The organism is Neptunicoccus sediminis, assembly GCF_001719615.1.
GTDB lineage: Bacteria > Pseudomonadota > Alphaproteobacteria > Rhodobacterales > Rhodobacteraceae > Amylibacter > Amylibacter sediminis.
Genome location: NZ_MDVX01000003.1, coordinates 154,196 through 178,100 on the forward strand (window position 1 = coordinate 154,196; position 23,905 = coordinate 178,100).

25 protein-coding genes and 2 tRNA genes are annotated in these 23,905 nt (G+C 56.9%); 18 read left to right on the top strand and 9 right to left on the bottom strand.

Annotated elements, in window-relative coordinates; translation table 11 throughout:
- Window positions 1-21 precede the first annotated feature (21 nt).
- From thyX to BFV97_RS07220, 3 genes are all read left to right on the top strand, one after another.
- On the top strand, window positions 22-936 hold the full coding sequence (gene thyX, locus BFV97_RS07210; protein ID WP_069299667.1) for an FAD-dependent thymidylate synthase: 915 nt from the start codon (window positions 22-24) through the stop codon (window positions 934-936).
- Window positions 937-1,101: 165 nt separating this feature from the next.
- A complete protein-coding gene (locus BFV97_RS07215) occupies window positions 1,102-2,073 on the top strand; it encodes a DUF4238 domain-containing protein (protein ID WP_069299668.1) in 972 nt (323 codons plus the stop codon).
- Window positions 2,074-2,342: 269 nt separating this feature from the next.
- Complete coding sequence (locus BFV97_RS07220) at window positions 2,343-2,705, top strand: hypothetical protein (RefSeq protein WP_069299669.1); 363 nt, start codon at window positions 2,343-2,345, stop codon at window positions 2,703-2,705.
- Window positions 2,706-2,937: 232 nt separating this feature from the next.
- On the opposite strand, the gene BFV97_RS07225 is transcribed toward BFV97_RS07220, so the two are convergent.
- Window positions 2,938-3,909, bottom strand: coding sequence for a DUF3179 domain-containing protein (locus BFV97_RS07225; protein WP_069299670.1), 972 nt, complete (start codon window positions 3,907-3,909; stop codon window positions 2,938-2,940).
- A 223-nt stretch (window positions 3,910-4,132) separates the two neighbouring features.
- Between BFV97_RS07225 and BFV97_RS07230 the strand changes: the two genes are divergently transcribed.
- A tRNA-Gln gene (locus tag BFV97_RS07230) sits at window positions 4,133-4,207 on the top strand.
- A gap of 759 nt (window positions 4,208-4,966) precedes the next feature.
- Here BFV97_RS07230 and BFV97_RS07235 read toward each other — a convergent pair.
- A tRNA-Gln gene (locus BFV97_RS07235) sits at window positions 4,967-5,041 on the bottom strand.
- Between the two features lie 98 nt (window positions 5,042-5,139).
- On the opposite strand from BFV97_RS07235, the gene BFV97_RS07240 reads away from it, so the two are divergent.
- Window positions 5,140-6,315, top strand: a complete 1,176-nt coding sequence (locus BFV97_RS07240; RefSeq protein WP_069299671.1) for a BaiN/RdsA family NAD(P)/FAD-dependent oxidoreductase — start codon at window positions 5,140-5,142, stop codon at window positions 6,313-6,315.
- A 4-nt stretch (window positions 6,316-6,319) separates the two neighbouring features.
- Here the strand turns inward: BFV97_RS07240 and BFV97_RS07245 are convergent, their stop codons facing one another.
- From BFV97_RS07245 to BFV97_RS07265, 5 genes are all read right to left on the bottom strand, one after another.
- Entirely contained in the window at window positions 6,320-7,663 is a 1,344-nt protein-coding gene (locus BFV97_RS07245) for a mechanosensitive ion channel family protein (RefSeq protein ID WP_069299672.1), read from the bottom strand.
- Window positions 7,664-7,795: 132 nt separating this feature from the next.
- Entirely contained in the window at window positions 7,796-9,292 is a 1,497-nt protein-coding gene (locus tag BFV97_RS07250; RefSeq protein ID WP_069299673.1) for a phosphomannomutase/phosphoglucomutase, read from the bottom strand.
- Window positions 9,293-9,319: 27 nt separating this feature from the next.
- A complete protein-coding gene (gene kdsA / locus BFV97_RS07255) occupies window positions 9,320-10,153 on the bottom strand; it encodes a 3-deoxy-8-phosphooctulonate synthase (RefSeq protein ID WP_069299674.1) in 834 nt (277 codons plus the stop codon).
- Complete coding sequence (locus BFV97_RS07260) at window positions 10,154-11,821, bottom strand: KpsE/RkpR family capsule polysaccharide export protein (RefSeq protein ID WP_108721652.1); 1,668 nt, start codon at window positions 11,819-11,821, stop codon at window positions 10,154-10,156.
- Window positions 11,811-12,464 (bottom strand): ABC transporter ATP-binding protein, encoded by a 654-nt coding sequence (locus tag BFV97_RS07265; protein WP_069299675.1) that lies wholly within the window; start codon window positions 12,462-12,464, stop codon window positions 11,811-11,813. Before BFV97_RS07265 ends, BFV97_RS07260 begins: the two co-directional genes overlap by 11 nt.
- Before the next feature lie 367 nt (window positions 12,465-12,831).
- Between BFV97_RS07265 and BFV97_RS07270 the strand changes: the two genes are divergently transcribed.
- From BFV97_RS07270 to BFV97_RS07320, 11 genes are read left to right on the top strand one after another with little or no spacing between them, the layout of a single operon-like run.
- A complete protein-coding gene (locus tag BFV97_RS07270; protein ID WP_245667649.1) occupies window positions 12,832-13,311 on the top strand; it encodes a Na+/H+ antiporter subunit E in 480 nt (159 codons plus the stop codon).
- Window positions 13,308-13,604, top strand: coding sequence for an MrpF/PhaF family protein (locus BFV97_RS07275; RefSeq protein ID WP_245667651.1), 297 nt, complete (start codon window positions 13,308-13,310; stop codon window positions 13,602-13,604). The genes BFV97_RS07270 and BFV97_RS07275 overlap by 4 nt, the downstream gene beginning before the upstream one ends.
- Window positions 13,605-13,606: 2 nt before the next feature.
- On the top strand, window positions 13,607-13,984 hold the full coding sequence (gene mnhG / locus BFV97_RS07280) for a monovalent cation/H(+) antiporter subunit G (protein WP_083225552.1): 378 nt from the start codon (window positions 13,607-13,609) through the stop codon (window positions 13,982-13,984).
- Window positions 13,981-14,544 (top strand): DUF4040 domain-containing protein, encoded by a 564-nt coding sequence (locus BFV97_RS07285; protein WP_069299677.1) that lies wholly within the window; start codon window positions 13,981-13,983, stop codon window positions 14,542-14,544. Before mnhG ends, BFV97_RS07285 begins: the two co-directional genes overlap by 4 nt.
- Window positions 14,541-14,984 carry a Na(+)/H(+) antiporter subunit B gene (locus BFV97_RS07290; RefSeq protein ID WP_069299678.1) on the top strand — a complete coding sequence of 148 codons (444 nt, stop codon included), beginning with the start codon at window positions 14,541-14,543 and terminating at the stop codon, window positions 14,982-14,984. Before BFV97_RS07285 ends, BFV97_RS07290 begins: the two co-directional genes overlap by 4 nt.
- Before the next feature lie 6 nt (window positions 14,985-14,990).
- Entirely contained in the window at window positions 14,991-15,428 is a 438-nt protein-coding gene (locus tag BFV97_RS07295; RefSeq protein ID WP_069299679.1) for a cation:proton antiporter subunit C, read from the top strand.
- A complete protein-coding gene (locus BFV97_RS07300) occupies window positions 15,428-16,996 on the top strand; it encodes a monovalent cation/H+ antiporter subunit D family protein (protein WP_069299680.1) in 1,569 nt (522 codons plus the stop codon). Before BFV97_RS07295 ends, BFV97_RS07300 begins: the two co-directional genes overlap by 1 nt.
- A 9-nt stretch (window positions 16,997-17,005) precedes the next feature.
- Window positions 17,006-18,472, top strand: a complete 1,467-nt coding sequence (locus tag BFV97_RS07305; RefSeq protein ID WP_069299681.1) for a proton-conducting transporter transmembrane domain-containing protein — start codon at window positions 17,006-17,008, stop codon at window positions 18,470-18,472.
- On the top strand, window positions 18,469-18,798 hold the full coding sequence (locus BFV97_RS07310) for a hypothetical protein (protein WP_069299682.1): 330 nt from the start codon (window positions 18,469-18,471) through the stop codon (window positions 18,796-18,798). The genes BFV97_RS07305 and BFV97_RS07310 overlap by 4 nt, the downstream gene beginning before the upstream one ends.
- Window positions 18,799-18,800: 2 nt before the next feature.
- A complete protein-coding gene (locus tag BFV97_RS18945) occupies window positions 18,801-19,211 on the top strand; it encodes a hypothetical protein (protein WP_069299683.1) in 411 nt (136 codons plus the stop codon).
- Window positions 19,204-20,898, top strand: coding sequence for a Na(+)/H(+) antiporter subunit D (locus tag BFV97_RS07320; protein WP_069299684.1), 1,695 nt, complete (start codon window positions 19,204-19,206; stop codon window positions 20,896-20,898). Before BFV97_RS18945 ends, BFV97_RS07320 begins: the two co-directional genes overlap by 8 nt.
- Before the next feature lie 59 nt (window positions 20,899-20,957).
- Here BFV97_RS07320 and BFV97_RS07325 read toward each other — a convergent pair whose 3' ends face one another.
- Both BFV97_RS07325 and BFV97_RS07330 read right to left on the bottom strand, forming a co-directional pair.
- Window positions 20,958-21,986 carry a permease gene (locus BFV97_RS07325; protein WP_069299685.1) on the bottom strand — a complete coding sequence of 343 codons (1,029 nt, stop codon included), beginning with the start codon at window positions 21,984-21,986 and terminating at the stop codon, window positions 20,958-20,960.
- A gap of 1 nt (window position 21,987) precedes the next feature.
- Complete coding sequence (locus BFV97_RS07330) at window positions 21,988-22,341, bottom strand: ArsR/SmtB family transcription factor (protein WP_069299686.1); 354 nt, start codon at window positions 22,339-22,341, stop codon at window positions 21,988-21,990.
- Window positions 22,342-22,456: 115 nt separating this feature from the next.
- On the opposite strand from BFV97_RS07330, the gene BFV97_RS07335 reads away from it, so the two are divergent.
- Window positions 22,457-23,044, top strand: a complete 588-nt coding sequence (locus tag BFV97_RS07335; RefSeq protein WP_069299687.1) for a uracil-DNA glycosylase family protein — start codon at window positions 22,457-22,459, stop codon at window positions 23,042-23,044.
- The gene (locus BFV97_RS07340; RefSeq protein WP_069299688.1) at window positions 23,041-23,823 is read left to right on the top strand and encodes an SseB family protein; all 783 of its coding nucleotides are present in this window, start codon (window positions 23,041-23,043) and stop codon (window positions 23,821-23,823) included. Before BFV97_RS07335 ends, BFV97_RS07340 begins: the two co-directional genes overlap by 4 nt.
- Window positions 23,824-23,905 lie beyond the last annotated feature (82 nt).

Consider the following 23,905-nt stretch of genomic DNA (forward strand, 5'->3'; position numbering starts at 1 on the left):
AGGAACACAGGAACACAGCAGATGCCACTTACCCCGGAACAGCAGGCCGAAATCAGCGAACAACGGGCGCAATCCGCGCCGACCCGCCGTGTGGTTGCACCGGGAATGGAGCAGCATCTCTATACCGCGCAGCCGGTTCTGGACCACGGGTTTGTGCGGGTGATCGACTATATGGGCGATGATGCGGCGATCACGCAGGCGGCCCGTGTGTCCTATGGCAAGGGCACCAAAGCGGTGCAAAATGACGAAGGTCTGATCCGCTATCTGATGCGGCACTGGCATTCTACCCCGTTTGAGATGTGCGAGATCAAGCTGCACGTCAAACTGCCGGTTTTCGTGGCCCGCCAGTGGATTCGCCATCGCACCGCGAATGTGAACGAATATTCCGCGCGGTATTCGATTCTGGACCGTGAGTTCTATATCCCCGCCGAAGAACATCTCGCCAAGCAGAGCGTGATCAACAATCAGGGGCGCGGCGATACGCTGGTCGGGGAAGATGCGCAGCGGGTGCTTGAGATGCTCAAGGCAGACAGTGCGCGGGCCTATGACAATTACGCCACGATGATCGACGAGGGCGAAGACGGTAACGGCATCGCGCTGGCCCGAGAACTGGCGCGGATGAACCTGCCTGCCAACATCTATACCCAGTGGTATTGGAAGGTAGATCTGCACAACCTGTTCCACTTCCTGCGGCTGCGGGCAGATTCCCACGCCCAGTACGAAATCCGCGTCTATGCCGAAGAAATCTGTCGCCTTGTGGCAGATTGGGTGCCCTACGCCTACAAAGCCTTTGAGGATTACCGTCTGGGTGGCGCACAACTGTCCCAGCCCGCGGTAGAAGCCCTGCGCAAGATGCTGAAAGGCGAAAAGGTCGAAGCCGCAGATGTAGGCATGAGCGCACGGGAATGGCGCGAGTTTATGGATATTGTCAGCTAGGCGGTTCCTAAAGCGAGAGTGCGACGCGAGGGCGGCCTGCCTGTGGGCATGGCGGACAAAACGGATCTTGCATGGTTTATGTCACTGCCCAATTTACAACTCTAGCGGCAGGTCGCATCCAAGATACGAATTTGTATACGGGATTACTTTGTGGAAGCAGTCTAAATGACCTCCAGAACCAAAAAGCAGCATTTTGTACCACGATTCTATTTGGTTAAATTTTGCGATCCGGAGGGGTTTGTTTGGACTTACTCAGGTGGGGATGAACCGCGTGGAAACAAAGCAGAAGCTACTGCCGTCGAGACGAATTTCTATAGCCCAATCGGCGCAGACGGCGAACGCTTTGATGAGGCTGAAGAATTTCTGGCAGTTATTGAAGGTAACGCCGCACCTCTCTGGGGTGAACTCTGTGCGGGCAAAGTTTTGAAAGGTGAAAAACGTGAACACGTTGCACTGTTCCTAGCTGCCCAATACTTGCGTTCGCCCTCTACCGTCCGTGCTGGTGCCGAAATGATGGCCATGGTCGCACATCACACGTCTCAATTCATCGCCACTGATAAAGATTTTTATGATCAATCTGTCGACAACTACGAAGAGGAAACCGGCAAAAGAATTTCTCGCAAAGAACGCGAAAAGATGCGCAAATTATTGAGTGACTCTAACAACTTTTGCATTAATGTTCTGCGTTCAGCCGGCCTGCCGGTGCTCGGCACTATAGGAGATCTCGCGAACATTTTCCTGAACATGAAATGGGTAGTTGGACGCAGCGAGGACCAGCATCTAATTACATCGGACAGTCCGGTCACTCGGATTTCTGACCCCAAAACTCATAATAAGGTCTATGGCGACGGCGCGTTTGCAAATAAGACAGTAAGGGTCGGCTTTCCGCTTACACCCTCACGTGTCTTGGAACTGACATGGCAGGGTGAAGAGAAGGAGCGGTTGGTGGAAATACCGAAAAAAATGGCTCGAGAGATGAATGGGATCAGGGCGGCGCAGGCCGAACGTTTCGTATATGCCTCGAAAAGCGATTTTGGAATAGAGAAACTATGCAGAAAATGGTTGGAGCCAGAGAGGTTGAACAAGGTTGTAACGGGTATTAACACACCTTCAATTCAAGTTAAGCGGAAGTTCTAGCGGGTACGGGTTCCGAAAAGTGGCCTCCGCGCAAACCGCAGCATTAATCAATTTGGGCTTAAACCGGACAATGCGCTTAAAAGCTCTGAAGCGATCAACTGCCCCAAATGATGCACTAGGACGAAGCTTCCCGTCCGTTTTTATGGCGAACACGCTTGGTTCAACCAAGTTCCGACCGGGACATTGCGCTTGTGTTATGCGGCATCTGCATGACCGCACTGCAATAATCCACACTTGTTTCCAACCAATCGCAGGCCGATAGTCATACCATGATGACCTTTGGTTCCATTTCCCTGCGCACTCTCCGCGTGCTCTGCCTGATGATATTGGCTGTTGCACTGGCGGGGAGTTTTGGCGCGGTTAGCGGATGGGACGACACGGCCCGCGCAACCCTGACAGAGCGGTTGGACACGCCAGAGCGCAGTATCGCGCAGGGCGGCAGACAGGCTGTGCTGGCGCTGGCGAGCGATGATGTGCAGGGCGGGGATGATCCCCTGTCAGGGCTGGTCGGGCGGACAGTTTTTGACCCTGCGCAGGGCGTGCGGCTTGCTGTAACAAGCAGCAAAGCGAATTTGCGGGGACAGCGGTTCTGCCAGCAAACCCCGATCCGTGCGCCGCCTATTCCTGTGTAATCGCCCCTTTTCAGGGGATCGCAGCCGGACCGATAAAACCTCCGGCGCAACCTGATCACACAGTTGAGAGAAAACACATGAAAGACAACAGTCGGACGCATATCCTCGCGTCCTGGATCCTGAGCATCGTCATGATGGCTCTGCTGGTCGGACTTGGCCAGCTCGCGCTTGATCTGCTTTAAGCGCGGCGCATTTGAAAAAACTGCGGTGGCGGCAGGATGGCGGCCACTGCCTAGGGTGCGATCATCCATTCCCCATCTGGCCAGAAGGCGTGGAAAGCAAAGGCAAACATTACGTCATGGACCACGTCACGGCCCTGCGCATCCCGCACGCGGATCGTGCCCACATCCCTGCCACGGGCGATCTCCCCCGTATCTAGGGCCGAGGCCTGACCTGATTCCCAACTGATATGAACCCCGGCTTCCGAAACGCCTCCGGCTGCGCGCACACGGGCCACCGGCCACGCCCTGTTGCCGACCCTGACCACCCGCGCGACAGGGGCGATGCCGTGAGGCGGCATTTCCCCGTTATACAGGAACGGACGGGCAGAGCTGTCATAGCCCTGATACGGATTGCGTCCGTAGGGGCGACCAGCAGCGGGCTGTTGCATGACCAGACCGGAGGCACCGTTGCGGGTTTTGAATTCCCGCCAGCTTTCCATCCAGCCCGGCAGCATGGTCAGTTCTGTTCCCGTCAGATCCCCCACAATGGCAAGGCCAACTGCCTGTTGCCACCAGCTTTCGGTCTCGCGGTCAAACATCACCATATCGGAATTCCGCAGCTTGCCAGACACCCCGAAAGTCAACACACCGTGGGCTGTGCGCCGATCAAAGGTCACAGCCGAATTACACAGCGGGCAGAAGGTGACGGCAACCGGAACGCCGCCGATCGAGTCGTTTACGATTTCGTGCCAGATCAGATAGCGGATCGGATAGGCCCGCTCGGGCTGACCCGACAGCGCGACTGTCATCACAGGTTCATTCGGTTGCAGGGTGGTCTCGGCAGAGGTTTCATGAAATTTGGGCGCATCAATCGCCGGAATTCCGTCACGCGGCGGCCCGCCGGATTGAATTTCTGCCCAATTGTCGACGGTTTTCCTGCTAAAATCAGTGCCCGGCCATTCCCGTTTCCAGACATCGGGTTGCGACACAACAGGCGAAGCCACCAGAAACGCGGCGGCGAACAAGGGTATGAAACGGTGCATATCTTTCCTCCCAGATAGATGACGCGGTCTGCCAAAGGATGCCCGCGCAATGCCCGTCTGCATAGTCCAACCACGGCATTGTGAAATCGCGGCATCCTTGGTCAAAGCCGCGTCATTCCGGCAAACCCCGCGCGGGTGGGGAAGAAAACAGGCCAAAGGAGCCGATTTTTTCTCCATTTTACTCTTGCAGCCCGAAAGCTGTGGCGCTAAATACAGCCACAGTTGGGACGTGGCCTAGTGGTAGGGCAACGCTTTTTGGTAGCGCAGATCGTAGGTTCGAATCCTACCGTCCCAGCCAACTTTCTTAAAATAGTCGTTTTGTGGTCAGGTTAAGACCTGCATGTTTTTGCGTTACACCTAGCATGCTTGTCGTTTTGCCGATGCCGTACAAAATTTCTCTAATTAAGCGGACACTCGCAATACTAGACTTGTCAATCTTAGGTTTAGTTAATAGCTTGCCCCAGTCCGAATAAGTTTTTTCTTTTTTGACACAAAATGATAATATCCGGAGAGTATTCATGTTTCGATTTGTTCTATTGGCCAGCATTGCTTTGGCAGCTTGTACACAAACTGCAGTGACAAACTACAATGGGAACAGCATTCGTATCCAATCAAGTAGTAGGAATATTACGCAAGAGGTCCTATCGGAAGCCCAACGAATTTGTTGGACGCAAGGACTTCAAGCAGAATTTGCGTCAACACTATCTCGTTCTACCGACTATTTTACCTACAACCACCTTTTCCTTTGTCTGACACGAGCAAAACCAAATGCAGGTTTGCCGAGAGCTGCAGTCAGCTCACCCAGTTATTTGGAAACCACATCTACGCTTTAGGAACGATAACCGGACGGGAAGTTGGCTAATGTCATTTTTTTCACATCACCGAAGATTTTACAGCTAGGCTATTAACAGGTGCAGACTATGGACCTGTTACAGTCCTGTACGGCACCTCACCACCCGCAAGTGTAGGATAAAAATCAATTCATTAAAAAATAAGAACTGCAGCCAAGAGCTTTCGCATAGACTGGCGGCTTTTTAAAAGTGGATATGAAAGAAACTGGCTGGGACGGTAGGATTCGAACCTACGATCTGCGCTACCAAAAAGCGTTGCCCTACCACTAGGCCACGTCCCAACTGGGGCGCTGTTTAACCTTAACCTTGCCGGTCTGCAAAGGGTAAATTGCGAAAAACGACCACTTGTTTTGCGCGGGGCTGCTGGATAAGGCAGGGCATGGAAAAATTTGATGTTTGTATCGTGGGTGCGGGCGCAGCGGGGCTGATGTGCGCGATTGAATCGGGGCGCCGCGGGCGGTCTGTGCTTTTGCTGGATCACAGCAAGGCACCGGCAGAAAAGATTCGGATCTCCGGTGGCGGGCGCTGTAATTTCACCAATCTGGACATTCGTCCCGAACGGTTTCTGTCCCAAAACCCCCATTTCGCCAAATCCGCGCTAAGCCGCTATACCCAGTTCGATTTCATCGACATGGTGGCCCGCCACAACATTCCCTATCACGAGAAAACCCTCGGGCAGTTGTTCTGCGACAGTTCTGCAAAGGACATCATCAACATGCTGCTGGAAGAGGCGCAGGCGGCAGGTGTAGAGTTACGCCTGAACACCTCGGTTGACACCGTATCGCGCGATGATGGGTTTAGGCTGTCAACCACGGGTGGTCATGTTAAGGCGCAGTCTCTGGTCATTGCGACGGGCGGCAAGTCCATTCCCAAGATGGGCGCAACCGGCTGGGGCTATCAGATTGCCCGCCAATTTGACCTGCCACTGGTGGACACGCGTCCCGGACTCGTGCCGCTGACCTTTGCCGAACAGGACTTGCAGCAGACAAAGCCGCTGGCCGGAGTCTCGGTGCAAGCGCGGGTGAGCACGCCCCAAATCGGTTTCGACGAAGGGTTGCTGTTTACCCATCGGGGCTTGTCGGGGCCGTCTATCCTGCAAATATCTTCTTACTGGCGGGAAGGTGATGAAGTTTTTGTCGATCTGGCCGCTGGCGAGAACACGTTTGACACGCTGCGCACTGCACGGGGTCAAAAGGGGCGCGTGTCCTTGGCCAAGGCGCTGGCGCAGATCGTGCCTGCGCGACTGGCGGAGCAGATCCTCGGGGATGTGCCGCTGAAAGGCAATCTTGCGGATCAGAGCGATTCCAACCTGCAAACCCTGCACGCGCGGGTGCATCGCTGGGCGGTGAAACCGGTCGGATCAGAGGGTTATCGCACGGCGGAAGTTACACTTGGCGGGGTGGATACCGCGGCGCTGGACGCAAAAACAATGGCTGTGCGCAAACTTCCAAACCTGTTTTTCATCGGAGAAGTCGTCGATGTGACCGGCTGGCTTGGCGGCTATAACTTTCAGTGGGCCTGGTCGTCCGGCTGGGCAGCAGGGCAGGTGGCCTAGGCCATTATTCTTCGGGAGCCTGCCGTGTTAACAAATCGTTGTCCTGTCGGGCATCCCGCTCTTCGTTCACTATATCCTCGAGCGTCTCATCCGCGCTGACATCCTTTAGATCCACCTGTTCCGGTGTCTTGCCCGCCAGCGGTTTGGGTGTGTCGCTGGTCGCGGCGGCAGATGCCGGTTCAGACCTGCCCGCACTTTGTGACACCAGACGGTAGGTCGGCTCCGGCATTTCAACTCCGGCCTCTTCGAGCGCGGTTTTGATCACCTCGATCGCCTCCCCCCGTGCAAGCACGAGAGAGCTGTCCTGCTGGTTCACCCATCCCGCACAGCGCAGGGTGATCGTGCTGTCGCCCAACCCCTCGACCCAAACGCCGGGCGCTGGGGCGTCGATCACAAACGGCAGGTTTTTCAGCGCGGTCAGGGCGATTTGGCGGGCTTGCGTCAGGTTTGTGTCTCCGGCCACGCCGAAATCTATCGTGAAGCGGCGTTCGGCATTACGGGAGTAATTGACGATCCGGCTTTTGAAAACGGTGGAATTGGGGATGCGTATGTGGTTGCCGTCAAAGGATAAAAGGATCGTGGCGCGGCTGGTTAAACGGATCACCATGCCCTCATCGCCATTAATCTCGATACTGTCGTTGGGGCGGAAGGGCTGGCGGATCGACAACATGACAGAGGCGATGAAGTTCTCCACCGTATCGCGTACCGCGAAACCGATTGCCAGACCGATAATCCCCGCCGCGCCAAGGATGGTGGACAGCAGGGCAGTGGCGCTGAGAATATCCAGCGCCACCACAAGCGCGGCGATCCCGAAGACCAACCGGATGATCTGGCGGTAAATATCCGCAATGAACATATTCGGCGCCAGTCGATCCCACGGCTGTTTCATCCGCGCAAGCAGAATGCCGATCACAGCCACGATCAGAAACGCCGCCAGCGCCACCAGCATCAGCGGCAGATAGGCAACGACACGGTGCATCCTGTCGCTGAACCGCTCCATCAATGGATCGAGCCGCTCTGCAAGGTCGGTGCTTTCGATCACGCGATTCTCAACGGCGACGACGCCTTCGATGCGGTTTACCAATTCTCCCAGACGGGTGACAGAGGCCCCGTCAAGGGTTGTGCCGCGCAAGGACACGATGCCGTTGCTGACGCTGACCGTCACGTTGGAATAATTCTCCAGTTCTTCCAGAATATCGCGGATTCGGCTGGCGATGGCGGCATCGGTTGCAGCATTGTCTTCGACGGCAATAGTGCCGGTGGGTTGCTCGGTCTCGGCGGTCTGGGCGCTGGCAGGCAGGGTGCCACACAAAAGCAGGAACAACGGCAGCAATAAAAATAGGCGCATCAGATGTCTCTTGAATGAAAAGCGTTGCGTAAAACCTTGCACAGTTTGAAGAAAAGTCAAACCGCCGCCCCATAAAAAAGGCCGCCAAAGGGTTGGCGGCCTGTTGTGGTTCAGCTTGATCCGGCTGCGGGATCAGATGGTTTGGTCGTAGTCGCCAACAGCCGGTTCGGTGCGGATCACCGCGTCCAGATCGGCAAAGATCGCACGCATTTCCGCGTCGCTTTCGGGGCTTTCGCAAACAACCACCAGATTTGGCGTGTTGGACGAAGCCCGCACCAGACCCCAAGCGCCGTTGTCCAGCATCACGCGGGCACCGTTCACGGTCACAACATTGGTGATTTTGCGTCCGCCAAGGCTGCCGCCTTCGTCAGACATTGCGACCAGTTTTTGCACCAGACGGTCCAGAACATCGTATTTTTCCGTGTCGGAACAATAAGGCGACATGGTGGGTGTGGCATAGGTCACGGGCAGGGCGCGGCGCAGGTCGGCCATAGACATATCGGGGTTGCGGTCCAGCAGTTTGCACATTTCCACTGCCACACGCATGCCGCAATCATAGCCCCGGCCAATAGGCTCTGCGAGGAAGTAATGGCCGGATTTTTCAAAACCCGCCAGTGCGCCAAGCTCTTTAACCCGTCGTTTCATGTGGCTGTGGCCGGTTTTCCAGTAATCTGCCTTTACGCCGTGCTTTTTCAGTTCCGGATCGCTGGCGAACAGGCCGGTGGATTTCACATCTGCCACAAAGGTCGAACCGGGGTAGAGCTTGGACAGGTCGCGGGCCATGATAACGCCCACTTTATCGGCAAAGATTTCCTCGCCCTCATTGTCCACAACACCGCAGCGGTCGCCGTCTCCGTCAAAGCCGAGTGCGAGATCCGCGCCGCTTTCCTTCACCGATGCGGCCATGTCGTGCAGCATCTCCATCGCTTCGGGGTTGGGGTTGTAATGGGGGAAGTTATAGTCAAGCGCATTGTGCGAGGGGACCACTTCGACGCCAATCCGCTCCAGAATCATCGGGGCAAAGGCGCTGGCGGTGCCATTGCCGGTGGCGCAGACGACTCGCAATTTGCGGGTCATTTTGAAATCGCCGCACAGATCGTCGATATAGGCTTCGCGCACGCCGTCCACAAACTCATAAGAACCGCCTTCGCGGGCCACCTGTTCGCCGTTGAGGACGATTTCACGCAGGCGACCCATTTCGTCAGGACCATGGGTCAGCGGGCGCTGAAAGCCCATCTTCACGCCGGTCCAGCCGTTGGGGTTGTGGCTCGCCGTGACCATGGCCACAGCGGGTGCGTCCAGATGGAACTGGCTGAAATAGGCCATTGGGGACAGGGCAGGGCCGATGTCGCGCACGCGGATACCAGCGCGCATCAGGCCCAGCATCAGCGCGTTTTTGATGGTCAGGGAATAGTCGCGGTAGTCATTGCCCACGGCGATAACAGGCTCGATCCCGGCCTCGTGCATCTGGGTGCCAAGCCCCATGCCAAGCGCTGTGATGCCGGGCAGGTTGATGTCGTCGGGATATTTCCAGCGGGCGTCATATTCGCGAAAACCCGTTGGGGTGATCATCGGGTCGCGCAGGAATTCCCACGTGTTCTGGGCCACTGTTGCCGCAGGTTTCGTCATGGAAAAGGCTCCAATATTAGGGTTTGGTTAAAGTCGGAAGGGATCGGATTTTGCCAGCCGGTCAAAAGCCATCAGGCTTTCGAGCAAGGCCCGCATCCGGTTGAGCGGAATCATATTCGGCCCGTCAGAGGGCGCGTTGTCCGGGTCTTCATGGGTTTCGATGAACACGCCGGCAATTCCCGTGCTTACGGCGCAGCGGGCCATAAGCGGCGCAAATTCGCGCTGCCCGCCGCTGGAACCGCCCTGACCACCAGGCTGTTGCACGGAATGGGTTGCATCCATGATGACAGGATGGCCTGTGGCAGCCATCTGGGGCAGGCCGCGCATATCCGCAACAAGGGTGTTATAGCCAAAAGAGGTGCCCCGTTCGCAGGCCATCACCCGCTGGTTGCCGGTGCTGGTCACTTTTTCGAGCACATTGGGCATTTCCCAAGGGCTTAGGAACTGGCCCTTTTTCACGTTGATCGCAGCACCCGTATTGCCTGCGGCCAGCAGCAGATCGGTCTGGCGGCACAAAAAGGCAGGGATTTGCAGCACATCCACAACTTCGGCCACGGGGGCGCATTGGTCGGGCAGGTGCACATCGGTGATCACAGGGCAGCCGAGTTTGGATTTCACATCGGCCATCACTTGCAAACCGGCGTCAATCCCAAGCCCGCGTTTCCCGCTAAGCGAGGTGCGATTGGCTTTGTCAAAAGAGCCCTTGAATATGAAACCCGCCCCAACAGCGGCACAGGCATCGGCCATTTCTGTAGCGATCATCAGCGCGTGTTCGCTGCTTTCAAGCTGGCAGGGGCCCGCGATCACCACCAATGGCCGGTCGTTGCCAACGGTGACATTTCCGATGTCGAAACTTTGCATTTATGTCGTTACCTGTTCTCTCAGGATGCTGACAGTGAGGGACAGCATCAGATAAATTCCGGCAAACACGATGAGAGCCAGAAGGGTGTTTTCAAAAGCGCGGGGGTAGGTGGCCTTATCCGGTGTCACCGGCGATACCCCCCGCGAGATGTAGCGGGTCTGGCGGCTTGCCTCAACCCGTGCGCTTTCAAGATTTTGCAGCGCAGCGGCCACCAGTTGCTGGCGCACGACCAGTTTGCTTTGGGCTTTGTTCAGCTCTGCGTTGATGTTCACGAGAGAGTCGTTACTGCCGACCCCCTGAGAGACTTCGTTGCGCTTTTCATCCACTTTGCCCTGCAAAAGCGTGATTTCATCCTCAAGAACGCGCACTTTTGTGACATTCGGGCGGGTGTTTGCCCGAAGGCGGGCCAGTTCAAGCTGTTTGGCGGTTAACTGGCTTTCCAGCTCTCCGATCTGGCCCATGATCAGGGCGTTTTCCCCGGCGGTATCAAGGGTTGCGGTCTGGCGTTGCAGGCGGGCAACCTCGTCATAGGCTTCTTCCATTTTGGCTTCGGCCTCTTCATAGATTTCCCGCGCTCCGGTCATCTGGTCGCCGCGCAATCGGGCGGTCAATTGGTCTACCTGTTCCTCGGCATAGCCGATCAGCGCCTGAGAAATGGCTTTGGAAGCTTCCGGTGACGGGGCGATGACCTCCATCTTGATGACGCCTTCAGTGGGATCAAAGCCGATAATCACACGCTTTTTATAGACCTTATAGGCGTCTTCATTGGTGGCATCCGCCTCAAGACGTTGCAGCACATCAATGCTTTCATCCTGAAACAACTGGCGGAACCCCGGATCCTCATCAAGGCGCAGCATCGCATCCCGAGAGGTCAGATAGCCCTGCACGGTAATACTATCCGTCACTGTTTCCAGCGGAGAGCCTGAGAACAGACCGGAGGCCCCAGTCGCACCGGGGGCATCCGCGCTCTGGATGACAAATTCGGTGTAGGTGGCATACATCGGTGTTGCCACTTTATAAAAATAGTATCCCGCCAGCAGGGTGGGCAGAAAGACATAACAGGCGAGTTTGATAAACAGGATGCCAAGCCGCTTGCGACGGCGCTTTACCAGATCCCGCTGGATCTTGCGCACTTCCTGCTCGCGGCTGTCATCGTCTATCACTTGGGGTTTGTGATCCGAAATGGCTGATTTGCGCACCGTTGCTGGCAGCGCGACACCGGGTCCGGGCTCATCCGCGCCGTCAACCGGAGTAAGCACGCTTGCCATGTCCTGACGGCCGAAGGGGTCAATTCCCTGACGGCGCAACAGGCGCACGGCATCCAGATCGGATGTGGGGGACAGGTTGTGCCGTTGCGCCAGCCGCCGTGCAATCCGCAACTGGCGTCCTGTCAGGTTTTCTTTCTTGATCTGTTCGATTTCTTCACGGGCCGAAAGCTCCCGCGCGCTGGCAGGATGGGCTACCTGCTGGCTGACCTGCCGGTCATTATCGGCGTCATCGGATGACGATTGGTGCCGCTCCACTTCGACCTGACGCTGGTGGCGCATCTGGACCTGCTGCTGTGGCGCAGTGCTATCCGTTCCGTCGCCGGCAGTGTTCGCAGGATCACCACCGTCCGGCTGACCGCCGCCGCGCAAAATCCGAAAGTTCTTTGGGCTATTGGGCATAGTTGTAAACCTGTTTTGCCTCTTCCAAGGTGTCATACATTGTCAGTCGACCATTGCGCAGGACCGCCGCGCTTTGGCAGAATTTCTCAAGAATATCGGTTTGGTGCGACACAATCACGACAGTGGCCTTTTGCAAGCGTTCCCGCAGCACCGAACCGGCCTTACGGTTGAACTCTGCATCGGTGGAAGACGGCATGCCTTCGTCAATCAGGTAAATATCAAATTCCAGCGCCAGCAACAATGCCATCATGAAGCGTGCGCGCATTCCTTTGGAATAGGTGGCGATCGGCATCTCGAAATATTCTTCGAGACCACAGATATACCGGCAGAAACTTTCGATGTAATCGGGGTCCAGGCCGTAAAGCCGTGCAATATAACGGGAATTTTCCACCGCGTTCAGCTTGGGCAGCACACCCCCCATATAGCCGAGCGGAAAGGAAATCCGCGAGGACCGCAGGATTTCCCCTTCATCGGGTTTCTCAAGACCGGACATCATATTGATCAGAGTGGTTTTGCCGGTGCCATTGGGCGCCAGAATACCCACCGAACCGCCCAGATTGATGCGGAACGACGCCTGATCCAGAATGACCTTGCGTTGTGTGCCGGTCCAAAAGGACTTGCTGACGTTTCTAAACTCAATCATCCGGGGATGTCCCTGGCTACCTCAATCGAACTACGCTTAACACGCTTTGTCGGGCTATTTTATGGCCGGCACTGCAAATGCCCGTTATTTTGTTAAGCCCGTTCGGTGCAATATGCCTGTTAGTACTGTGGGAATGCAATAATATATGGTTAATTTCTTGCAAGTAGGCAGCGGAACGTTGCTCAAACAGCGACAGACCGGGGTGCGGGTTCGAGGCGGGGCAGGTGCCAGAGGTTACAACCTTAAGGGGTGTGTCCGGTTGCGGGTGCGCTAAAATAGCCTAGCACCCGGTTCCGATTGCGGTTTTCCTAAGGGTTCCCTGTTGATATAACCGCCCGGACTTTACTGCCGGAAAGATGGAACACTGATGCGAACAATTTTGTCTGCTTTTGCACTGTTCGGCCTGTGGCTGCTGATGTCGGGGGTCTACAAGCCGCTGGTCGTCGGGCTGGGCGCCGCATCCGCGATATTCGCTGTGTATATGGTGCGGCGGATGGATCGCGTGGATCAGGATCACCTAAAGATCCCTTTGAATCCGTTCTATTTTATCACCTATCTGTTCTGGCTGCTGTGGGAGGTCGTGAAATCCAACGTGACCGTCACGAAATTGATTCTCGCCCCGCATCTGAACCTGCGACAGCATATCTTTCGCGTGCCAAACACGCAAAAATCCGAACTGGCCGAAGTCATCTTTGCCAATTCGATCACACTGACGCCGGGGACGGTTACGGTTGAAACCGAAGGCGATGCCTTTTGGGTCCATGCGGTCAGCTTTGATGACAGCGACCACGAGGCGCTGGCGGATATGGACCGGCGGGTCACATCTATTGAAACGGGGGCAGCATGATGTTTCTGGTGGCAGCCGTTGCGCTGTTTGTCACGATGGTTCTTATTCTCGTGCGGCTTTACGCCGGGCCGATTGTCTATGACAGGGTGCTGGCGGTGAATTCCTTTGGAACGGCCACGGTGCTGTTTATCGCGGTGCTCGGCTTTTTGACGGGCCGTCCGGATTTCCTCGATATTGCGTTATTGTATGCGCTGATCAACTTTGTCGGCACCATCGCTGTGCTCAAGTTTTTCCGCTACCGCGCCCTCGGGGATATTCCGCAAATTCCGGCCCATCCCGGCGAGGAGCGTTGATTATGGACATACCGGCACTGATTATCGAAGTCCTGTCATGGGTCAGTATTGTCACGGGCAGTTTTCTGATGATTGTCAGCGGCATCGGCCTGCTGCGCTTTCCCGATTTCTGGTCGCGCACCCATGCCGCTTCGGTCGGGGATAGCGGCGGGATGATCCTGTTGATCCTTGGCATGTGTCTGCAAAGCGGGCTGACGCTGATCACGGTGAAACTGATCATAATGGGGATGTTTCTGATCATCACCGGCCCGACCGCCACCCATGCGGTGGCCAATGCGGCGCTGGTGACGGGTTGGCGTCCGAAAATTGCAGAGGATCTGGAGCCCGAGCAGGGCGTGCCTTATTCCGATCTGCCCGAACCAACGGTGCGTGGCGAATGACCGAGACGATTGTAAACTTTATCCTGTTTTCCATGCTGGTGATCACCGCTTTTGCCATCGTGCGGCAGGACCGTCTGTTCACGGTTGTGATGCTGGCGAGCGTGTTCTCCCTGCTGACGGCCATGCTGTTTGTTGCGCTGGATGCAGTGGACGTAGCCTTTACCGAGGCCGCTGTCGGCGCGGGGATTTCCACCGTTCTGATGCTTGGCACCATTGCGCTGACCGCGCGCGGGGCAAAACCGGCGTCGCGGCCCAACACTTTGCCGCTGCTGGTGGTTCTGGTGACAGGGGCGGGGCTGGTGTACGGCACGCTGGATATGCCGAATTTCGGGGACCCCGAAGCCCCGTCGAACGTGCATCTTGCGCCCCATTATCTGACGAACTCGATCGAGGAAATCGACGTACCCAATGTGGTGACAAGCATCCTTGCAAGTTATCGGGGCTTTGACACGTTGGGCGAAACGGCTGTGGTCTTTGCGGCGGGTATCGGGGTTCTGATGATCCTGTCGGGGCTGCGTCACCGCCGCCGCGAGGACGAAGAAGAGGAAGAAGACGCATGAAAGAGCACCATCTGATCCTGCGTGTCGTCACCAAAACGCTGGTGGGCACGATCATCCTGTTTGCCTTTTACGTGCAGTTCCACGGGGATTACTCGCCCGGCGGCGGTTTTCAGGCCGGCGTGATCATGGCCGTGGCCTTCATCCTCTACGGAATCGTTTTCGGCCTGCATGAAGTGCAGCGCGTCCTTCCGGCATGGGTGGTGCACAAACTGGTCGCACTGGGCGTGCTGGTCTATGCGGGAACGGGCATCTGGAACATGTTTCTGGGCTATGAATTCCTGCATTACGGCAGCTTCACCCCTGATCACATGTCCCACGGCCAGCACAGCGGCATCCTTTACGTAGAGGCCGGCGTGGGCATCACCGTGACCGGAGTCATGGTGGCTATTTATTACGCTTTTGCCGGACGCACGCCGCGTCTTGGCAATGATGACTGGTAGGACGCAATGACACTGGAATTCTTTATCGGCCATATCAATTACTGGCTGTTCATCGTGTTGATGATGACCGGATTTTACATCGTTGTTGCCTGTGGCAATCTGGTGAAAAAGGTGGTTGGTCTGAACATCTTTCAGGTAGCGGTCTTTATGCTGTATATCTCTATCAGCAAGGTCACCGGCGGCACGGCGCCGATCTTTCCGATCGACCGGATGGGCAAGATCAAGGCCGACCCCGAAATCGTCTATTCCAACCCGCTGCCCCATGTTCTGATCCTAACCGCGATTGTGGTGGGGATTGCAACCACATCGCTGGCGCTGGCGCTGATCGTGCGCATCCGCGAAGCCTATAATACCATTGAGGAAGACGATATTCTGGAGATCGACGCCCGCACCGCCCGCGCTGAAAACATCATTCACGGCGAAGCGATGGGGGGGCGTGCATAATGGCAACTGCTTCTGAAACGCCGCATATCGCACTGACACTGCGGGACCATCTGCCGATCCTTCAGGTGCTGATTCCGCTCTGTGTTGCGCCGCTGATCGTGCTGCTGGGCGGGCGCCGCATGGCGTGGGGTCTTGCCTTTCTTGCATCGGCCCTATCGCTGGTCGTGTCCTTCCTGTTGATGATGCAGGTGATGGACGGCAGCTTTATCAGCTACCATCTTGGGGGCTGGGCTCCGCCTGTGGGGATCGAGTATCGCATTGATGCAGCGAACGCCTTTGTGCTGTTCCTGATCTCGCTGACGGCGACACTGGTTGTGCCCTTTGCCCTGCGCTCTGTCGCGGATGAGATTCCGGCCCGCAGTCACACGCTGTTTTATGCCTGTTTCACGCTTGTCCTGACCGGATTGCTTGGGGTTGTGGCCACGGGCGATGCCTTTAACGTCTTTGTGTTCCTAGAGATTTCATCCCTGTCGACCTATGTGCTGGTGTCTCAGGGGCTTTACCGCGACAAACGCGCGCTGAGCGCCGCCTATGACTATCTGATCATGGGCACCATCGGGGCGACCTTCTTTGTGATCGGCATCGGCTTTCTCTATATGACCACTGGAACGCTCAACATGGCAGACATGGCAGAGCGTCTGGTCGGGCAGGGGGACAACCGCACGGTTCAGGCGGCTTTTGCCTTCATCGTTGTGGGTATGGGGCTGAAAGTGGCGATCTATCCGCTGCACCTGTGGCTGCCTGCGGCCTATAACTATGCGCCTTCGGCTGTGACCGTGTTTCTGGCGGCAACCTCCACCAAAGCGGCGGTCTATGTTTTGCTGCGGTTTATGTTCTCGGTGTTCCAGCCGGAGTTCGTCTTTGACACCAACCTTCTGTTGTGGATTCTCGCGCCATTCGCATTGCTGGCGATGTTTGCGGCCAGCCTGATTGCAGTGTTCCAGACCAATTTCAAACGGATGCTGGCCTATAGTTCCATCGCGCAGATCGGCTATATGCTGCTTGGCATTTCGCTGTTCTCGGTCACAGGGCTTAGCGCAACAATGGTGCATCTGTTCAACCACGGCATCACCAAAGCGGCGCTGTTCATGGCGGTTGGTGCCTTGGTGCTGCGGTCTGGAAATACGTTTTACGACCGGATCGAAGGCATGGGGCGGGTGATGCCGCTAACAGGTGCCGCTGTGGTGCTGGGCGGTTTGTCCCTGATCGGTGTGCCCGGTACGGCCGGTTTCATCTCCAAATGGGTGCTGGTTCAGGCCGCGTTCGAGGCCGACCTGTGGTGGATTGCCCTGCTGATCGTGGCATCGTCGCTGCTGGCGGTGATCTATATGTGGCGGGTGATCGAGGTGTTATACCTGCACACCCCCCATCCCGAAGCAATCCACAAGGAAGCCCCCCTCAGCATGGTGATCCCGATGTGGATCGCAGCAGGGGCCTGTGTCTGGTTCGGGATTGATACAAGCCTGACGATGGGCGCTGCCAATACAGCGGCAATCGGATTGATGGGCGGTACCGACGGTATGGCGCTTACGCCCACGGTGGGCGGACTTCTTGGCAACGGGCATTAGGGTAGAAACATGGACACGAACACGCTCATCTTTCTGGCCCTGCTGCTGCCTGTACTGGCCATGTTTGGCAATATGGCCTTCGCCCGACAGGACAACCTGCGGGACGGGTTTACCTTTGTCTGCGCCATCCTGACCTTTGGCGCGGTGCTGGGGGTGCTTGGTAATCTGGGCAACAGCACATCCGAAGAAATCACGCTGTTGGAAATGCTGCCCGGCCTGCAAATCGCGCTACAGGTTGAACCGCTTGGCCTGATGTTTGCGCTGGTGGCGTCCGGCCTGTGGATCGTGACCCATATCTACGGCCTTGGCTACATGCGCGGCAATAAAGAGAAACACCACGCCCGTTTCTTCGCCTGTTTCTCAGTGGCGATTTCTGCGGCAATCGGCATTGCCTTTTCTGCCAACCTGCTGACGCTGTTCCTGTTTTATGAGGTTCTGACCGTTTCCACCTATCCGCTGGTGGCCCACAAGGGCACGCCCGAGGCGATCCGCGGTGCGCGCACCTATCTTGGCGTGTTGATCGGCACCTCTATCGCGCTGTTCCTGACGGCGATTATCTGGACCTATACACTGGCGGGAACGCTGGACTTTGTGCCCGGTGGTATCCTTCAGGGCAAGGTTGAGGGACTGCTTGTGCCGATCCTGCTGGGGCTGTTTGCCTTTGGGATCGGCAAGGCCGCATTGATGCCCTTCCACCGCTGGCTGCCTGCCGCGATGGTGGCTCCAACGCCTGTGTCCGCGCTGTTGCATGCTGTGGCAGTTGTGAAAGCGGGTGTGTTCACCATGCTGAAAGTGGGCGTTTACACCTTCGGGATCGATTTTCTGGCTGATACGGGGGCGTCTGACTGGTTGATGTGGATTGCCGCCTATACCATTCTGGCCAGTTCCATAGTGGCCTATCAGCAGGACAATCTGAAACGGCGGCTGGCCTATTCGACGGTGTCCCAGCTTAGCTATGTGACGCTGGGTCTGGCGCTGGCGACACAGATGGGGGTTATGGGCGGTGCGCTTCAGATTGCCATGCACGCGATGGGCAAGATCACCCTGTTCATGTGTGCCGGTGCGATCTATGTGGCCACCCACAAAAGCAATATTTCCGAGATGAAAGGCTTGGGCCGCAGTATGCCCTTCACCTATATCGCCTTTCTGATCGGCGCGCTTTCCATCATCGGCCTGCCGCCCCTTGGCGGAAGCTGGTCAAAATGGCTGCTGATGGTGGGGGCTGCGGATGCGGACCACAAGATCATGATCGGCGTGCTGATGGCGTCTTCCCTGCTCAGCCTGAGCTATCTGCTGCCGGTTGTGGCGCAAGGTTTCTTCAGTTCTTCGCCCGCCAATCCCTATAACGGGATCAAGGAGGCGCCGGCTTTCTGTTACATCCCCCCCGTCTTCACGGCCATCGGTTGTGTGATCCTGTTCTTGTATGCAGGCACATTGGTGGAATTCCTCACGCCCATGCTTGGAGTACCCCAATGAGCAAACACAAAGACTTCGCGACCGACATTCCCCGCGCCACTGAGACCGATGTGACCTACGCAAAACGGTTGGAACAGGAAGGCCAGCGCGAGATATACATCCGCAAGGCCCTGCGTGCCCATTTCGATATGACCATCGAAGAGGTCATTGAAACCTGCGCCACGCTCAACCGTGCCCGTGGATATGAGCTTAACGTGCTGCGGTCCCGCTTTCCGGCGCTGACCGAGGCGCGTTTCGCCTATAAAATCGCCCAGACCCTGACCATCCCCAAGGACGAAGCGCGGGACTGGGCCAAAAAGATCATTGCCGCAGAGGACAAAGGGTAACTATGTCTGATCAACAGCAAACCGAGCCTGCAGCCCCGGACGCTGGCAGCGACGGGGACCATCACATGACCCGCAACGGGCAGCAGGATAGCTCCGGCTATCCGGCACTGGGGCGGGTTTTTACGGCCTTGTCTGCGCCCAAGGCGGGCAAAGCCCTGTTCTATGCTCTGGTGATCCTATGCGCCGGATTGTTCCTTGCGGATTTCCTCTATCACAAGCACACCTATGTTTCGGTTGAAAAAATTCCCGGCTTTTACGCGCTTTACGGATTTTTTATAACCGGCGGGCTGGTGCTGTTGGCGAAACTCTGGGGCGGGTGGGTTCGCCGCCCCGAGGATTATTACGCCCCTTGTGACGTAGACCCCGAAGCCCACCCCCAAGACGATCTGGACGAGGAGCGCCACAATGGTTGAAGCCTTCCCCATTGCTTTCCTGTTCTTCGCCGGAGCCGCGCTGCTGGCGCTGCTGCCCAAAGGCGCGTTGCGGGCAGGGGTGTTGTTGGTGGTGCCGCTGGTCGCGCTCTACCTGATCTGGAACCTCCCCGAAGGCAATCTGTTTTCCGCCCAATTGCTGAATGTGGAACTGGAACTGCTGCGGGTAGACCGTCTGTCCCGTATTTTTGCAATCATCTTTTGTATCGCGGCTTTCCTTGCCAATCTCTATGCCCTGCATGTGCGCGACACGGTGCAACAGATTGCGGCGCTGCTTTATGCCGGTTCCGCCATTGGCGCGGTGTTTGCCGGTGATCTGATCGCGCTGTTTCTGTTCTGGGAAGGCACGGCGATCACGTCGGTCTTTCTGATCTGGGCACGCCGCACCGAAGGGGCGCTTGCCACGGGGATGCGCTATCTGATTATTCAGGTTTCTTCGGGCGTAATGCTGCTGGCGGGAACCGTGCTGATCTGGCAGGAGACCGGCTCTTTCACCTTTGACGCCATGACCCTTGGCAGTCTGGGAACATGGTTGCTGCTGCTGTCCTTCGGGGTCAAAGCGGCCTTCCCGCTGATGGGCAACTGGCTGTCCGATGCCTATCCTGCGGCCACTGTGACAGGGGCGGTGATCCTGTCGGCCTTTACCACGAAACTGGCGATTTATGCGCTGGCGCGGGGGTTTCCCGGTACGGAACTGCTGATCTATGTGGGCGCGGTGATGACGCTGCTGCCCACGCTATACGCTGTGCTTGAAAACGACCTGCGCCGCGTGTTGGCCTATTCGCTGAACATCCAGCTTGGCTTTATGGTGGTTGGGGTTGGCATCGGGACAGAGCTGTCGCTGAATGGCACTGTGGCCCATGCTTTTGCCGGTATTCTTTACAAGGCGCTGCTGTTCATGGGCGTTGGCGCGGTGCTGTACCGCACCGGAATTGCAAAAGCATCGGAACTCGGCGGGCTGCACAGAACCATGCCGCTGACGATGATTTTCTGCGCAATCGGCGGGATGTCGATTGCAGCCTTTCCGTGGTTCTCGGGCTTCATTTCCAAATCGCTGATCCTGTCTGCGGCCTCCCATGACGGGTATTACGTCATCTGGGCGGTACTGCTGTTTGCCTCTGCGGTGACGCTGCACCATTCCTGCCTGAAGATCCTGCACAAAGTGTTCTTTGGTCGCGACAGCGGGTTGCGCCCAAAAGAGGCGCCGGTGCAGATGCTGCTGGCAATGGGGATCACCGCTGCGCTGTGTATTGCGCTTGGGGTGTTTCCGGCGATGCTTTATGATCTGCTGCCGTTCGATGTGGATTACGCGCCCTATACGCTGACCCATATTGTCACTCAATTCCAGCTATTGCTGTTTGCACTGCTGTCCTACGTGGTTCTGGTCAACACCGGCCACTATCCAAAGATGACGCGCAATGTGTATCTTGATACCGACTGGAGCTACCGCCGTATGGCACCGGCTGTGATCGGGTACGCAGCCTTGATGATCGGGCGGATGTGGGACGGTGTCACGCGCTTTGCGCTGCGCCAGTTAACCGATGTCGCAACCGGCCTCTACAAGACCCACGGCCCTGAAGGGCGCATCGCGCGGGTCTGGCCGACAGGGTCAATGGTGTTGTGGGTCGCTGTCCTGCTGGCCGCTGCGCTGCTGGTAAATTTCTTCTAAAGAAGCCTATACAGGACTTGTCATAAAAACGGGGCGGTTTTAAGCCGCCCCGTTCTGTATCAGATCCACGCCGCCCAAAGCAAACCAGCCATTAGCGAGCCGGTAAAGCCAAAGCTGATATAAGCGGCGAACACTTTGGGCTTCACAATGGCCCAGACCGCAATTGCCGCCGGAATACAACTGACCGATCCGGCCATCATAAAGCTCATGGCGGCACCCTGGCTCATGCCTTGGTCAATCAACCCACCGACCAGCGGGGCTGCCGCATAGCCGTTCAGATAGGCCGGCCCCCCCACCAAAGCGCCCAGCAGGATCGGGCCGAACCCCTCACCGCCGAGGATGTTTGCGATCCATTCTGCGGGCACATAGCGCACCATCACAGCCTCTACCGTATAGGCGAGCGTCAGCCATTTCAGCAGAAACACAAGGTTATGGGCCGCTGTGTTCTTGAACTGGGTCAAACGGTCGGACTCCTGCCAGAAGCGCCAGACCGGCTTGCCGGTGAATGGATTGGCGCTGCATCCACACCCTCCGCCTTGGGCGTCAGGGCGCAAGGGATCTGTGAAAAGGGCAGTGCGGCTGAAGGCCATGACCACAAAACCGCCGAACAGCCCGAAAGCCACCGCCGCGATCGTCTTTGCGATGGCAAAATCCACCCCCAGCGCGGCACTGGTGATGATGAACATCGGTGGATCCATAATCGGAGAGGATAACCAGAACGCCATCACCGCCGCCAGTGGCACCCCCATTGCAAGTAGGGCCGCCACGAAGGGAATAACCTCGCAGGAACAAAACGGTGCGATCCCGCCCACAAGGGCCGCAAGAACCACCATTCGCGCAGGGCTGCCCTTAAAGGCCTCCGCTACAATACCTTCGGCCCCTGTGGCTTTCAGATAGGCCACCATGAAGACGGCAAACAGGATAAACGGCGCCGTGCCCATCACGGAGATCACCGTGTCCTGACCCACGCCAAGCAGATCAGCGGGCACCAACACCGCCACCGCGCCAAATATCAGGGCAATGGCGATCCAGGCTTTGTCCGGTTTGAAGCGCTGCCAGAAATCCGGATTAGTGGTCGACTCGGTCATATCAGCTGTCCTCTTGGTGCTGGTCATGGGCATCGCTGTGATTTGCATCGGCACAGCAGTTTTTCAGGATGAAATTCGAAAGGGAGCGGGTCATGTCATAGGCCACCGAAGAACAAATCACGCTGCGCCCCTGTTTGGCCTGTTCCACCAGCCCTGCATGAACCAGAAACCGCAGGTGGTGGTTCAGGGTCGAACCGGGCACGCCGGTGCGTTTGCCCAACTCGCCCATCGAAAGCCCCTCCGGTCCCGCCCGCACGAGAGTTTGCAATACGCCGAGGCGCTGTTCCGATCCAAGCGCCGCAAATGCCTGCGCTGCATCTTCGATACTGATGTCTTTTTCGATTCCATGTGTCATGGGATTATATTTCTAGTTTAGTAGAAATAAATCAACCCTTATTTCTACAAGGCTAGAAATATAGAGGTATTACCCTCTCTTTGCCTTGCCCCGAAACCCTGTTACATGGCCACCAATGAGCAGTTTTTCGGACCACATACAAAAGATCCGCGATTGCCGCCTTTGTGCAGAGCGGTTCGCCGTCACCAAAACGGCCCACCAACCCCGCCCCGTTGTCTGGTTGTCCCAAACTGCGCGGATTATGGTGGTAGGGCAGGCGCCCGGTGCGCGGGTCCACGTCTCGGGCCGTCCCTTTACCGACGCCTCGGGGGAGCGGCTGCGCCAGTGGATGGGCGTCGATAGCAAGACGTTTTACGATCAGAACAGGATCGCGATTTTTCCGATGGCATTCTGTTTTCCGGGTTATGATGCAAAAGGATCGGACCTGCCGCCCCCAAAGCTGTGCGCTGATCAGTGGCGGGCGGACACTCTGACCCTGATGCCGCAGATACGGCTTACCCTGCTGATTGGCGGATATGCACAAAAGTGGCATTTGAACACGAAGTCCATGACGGAAACGGTAAGAAACTGGCAGAAATACGATCCCGCCATTATCCCGTTACCACACCCGAGCTGGCGCAATACCAGTTGGCTAAAGAAGAACCCCTGGTTCGAAACCGACCTGATCCCCCATTTGCGCAAGCGCATAACGGAGCTTTTATGACCCCTCTTGATACTGCCCACGCCGCTATGGAAGCCGCACCGGACGACACCGCAAAACGGATGGCGTTTTACGAACGTGTGGCCGACAGCGAAATGTTTCTGGTGCTCGAAACCGAGCCCGTTGCCGACCGCATTACCCCCGCGGTGTTTGAGGTCGAAGGCGCACGATACGCGCTGGTCTTTGACAGCGAAGAGCGTATGGCGCGCTTTACCCAATCAATTACGCCGTTTCTGGCGATGGCAGGCCGCCAGATCGCCGCTCTGCTGGCAGGGCAGGGAATCGGGCTTGGCCTGAACCTTGCCGTGGCGCCGTCTTCCATGTTGCTGCCCGATACGGCGGTGGACTGGCTGAACGAAACGCTGGGGAAAGGACCGGAAGCGCAGGAGGCTACGCCAAGCGCGATTTATCCGCCCGGCACATTGCCTGAAACGCTCATCACGGCGCTGGATACGAAACTAGCAACTATGGCCGGATTGGCCAAATTCGCCTATCTCGCGCAGATCGAATACGAAAACCGGCCCCGCAGCCATGTTATGGCCTTCATAGAGGCCATCCCCGAAGCCCAAAGCGCCATCGCAGCCGCCATTTCCGAGGCACTGACGTTTTCAGGGATCGAGGCCGGAACGCTCGACGTGGTGTTCCTGAACGCGCAAAATCCGCTGAGCGGCGCGCTCGCCAAACACGGCCTGCGCTTTGACCTGCCGGAACCGGAAACCCCTAAAACCCGCAGCCTTGAGGCGCCCGGCTCAAATCCCGACAAACCGCCGATCCTGCGTTAATCCGCTCTGTCGGGTGCCTCCGGCGGGAGTATTTGTCGGAACATTGAAACGGCTCTTTTTGGGGGAAATATCCTCAGGGGGT

What these genes read in the sequence shown, in the direction of transcription:
- BFV97_RS18945 (WP_069299683.1), top strand. Translation starts at nt 18,801, where the DNA reads ATGTCTGATCAACAGCAAACCGAGCCTGCAGCCCCGGACGCTGGCAGC.
- mnhG (WP_083225552.1), top strand. Translation starts at nt 13,607, where the DNA reads ATGGACATACCGGCACTGATTATCGAAGTCCTGTCATGGGTCAGTATT.
- BFV97_RS07330 (WP_069299686.1), bottom strand. Translation starts at nt 22,341, where the DNA reads ATGACACATGGAATCGAAAAAGACATCAGTATCGAAGATGCAGCGCAG.
- BFV97_RS07310 (WP_069299682.1), top strand. Translation starts at nt 18,469, where the DNA reads ATGAGCAAACACAAAGACTTCGCGACCGACATTCCCCGCGCCACTGAG.
- BFV97_RS07215 (WP_069299668.1), top strand. Translation starts at nt 1,102, where the DNA reads ATGACCTCCAGAACCAAAAAGCAGCATTTTGTACCACGATTCTATTTG.
- BFV97_RS07260 (WP_108721652.1), bottom strand. Translation starts at nt 11,821, where the DNA reads ATGCCCAATAGCCCAAAGAACTTTCGGATTTTGCGCGGCGGCGGTCAG.
- BFV97_RS07220 (WP_069299669.1), top strand. Translation starts at nt 2,343, where the DNA reads ATGATGACCTTTGGTTCCATTTCCCTGCGCACTCTCCGCGTGCTCTGC.
- BFV97_RS07285 (WP_069299677.1), top strand. Translation starts at nt 13,981, where the DNA reads ATGACCGAGACGATTGTAAACTTTATCCTGTTTTCCATGCTGGTGATC.
- BFV97_RS07305 (WP_069299681.1), top strand. Translation starts at nt 17,006, where the DNA reads ATGGACACGAACACGCTCATCTTTCTGGCCCTGCTGCTGCCTGTACTG.
- BFV97_RS07265 (WP_069299675.1), bottom strand. Translation starts at nt 12,464, where the DNA reads ATGATTGAGTTTAGAAACGTCAGCAAGTCCTTTTGGACCGGCACACAA.
- BFV97_RS07250 (WP_069299673.1), bottom strand. Translation starts at nt 9,292, where the DNA reads ATGACGAAACCTGCGGCAACAGTGGCCCAGAACACGTGGGAATTCCTG.
- BFV97_RS07290 (WP_069299678.1), top strand. Translation starts at nt 14,541, where the DNA reads ATGAAAGAGCACCATCTGATCCTGCGTGTCGTCACCAAAACGCTGGTG.
- kdsA (WP_069299674.1), bottom strand. Translation starts at nt 10,153, where the DNA reads ATGCAAAGTTTCGACATCGGAAATGTCACCGTTGGCAACGACCGGCCA.
- thyX (WP_069299667.1), top strand. Translation starts at nt 22, where the DNA reads ATGCCACTTACCCCGGAACAGCAGGCCGAAATCAGCGAACAACGGGCG.
- BFV97_RS07270 (WP_245667649.1), top strand. Translation starts at nt 12,832, where the DNA reads ATGCGAACAATTTTGTCTGCTTTTGCACTGTTCGGCCTGTGGCTGCTG.
- BFV97_RS07340 (WP_069299688.1), top strand. Translation starts at nt 23,041, where the DNA reads ATGACCCCTCTTGATACTGCCCACGCCGCTATGGAAGCCGCACCGGAC.
- BFV97_RS07275 (WP_245667651.1), top strand. Translation starts at nt 13,308, where the DNA reads ATGATGTTTCTGGTGGCAGCCGTTGCGCTGTTTGTCACGATGGTTCTT.
- BFV97_RS07225 (WP_069299670.1), bottom strand. Translation starts at nt 3,909, where the DNA reads ATGCACCGTTTCATACCCTTGTTCGCCGCCGCGTTTCTGGTGGCTTCG.
- BFV97_RS07240 (WP_069299671.1), top strand. Translation starts at nt 5,140, where the DNA reads ATGGAAAAATTTGATGTTTGTATCGTGGGTGCGGGCGCAGCGGGGCTG.
- BFV97_RS07325 (WP_069299685.1), bottom strand. Translation starts at nt 21,986, where the DNA reads ATGACCGAGTCGACCACTAATCCGGATTTCTGGCAGCGCTTCAAACCG.
- BFV97_RS07320 (WP_069299684.1), top strand. Translation starts at nt 19,204, where the DNA reads ATGGTTGAAGCCTTCCCCATTGCTTTCCTGTTCTTCGCCGGAGCCGCG.
- BFV97_RS07245 (WP_069299672.1), bottom strand. Translation starts at nt 7,663, where the DNA reads ATGCGCCTATTTTTATTGCTGCCGTTGTTCCTGCTTTTGTGTGGCACC.
- BFV97_RS07335 (WP_069299687.1), top strand. Translation starts at nt 22,457, where the DNA reads ATGAGCAGTTTTTCGGACCACATACAAAAGATCCGCGATTGCCGCCTT.
- BFV97_RS07295 (WP_069299679.1), top strand. Translation starts at nt 14,991, where the DNA reads ATGACACTGGAATTCTTTATCGGCCATATCAATTACTGGCTGTTCATC.
- BFV97_RS07300 (WP_069299680.1), top strand. Translation starts at nt 15,428, where the DNA reads ATGGCAACTGCTTCTGAAACGCCGCATATCGCACTGACACTGCGGGAC.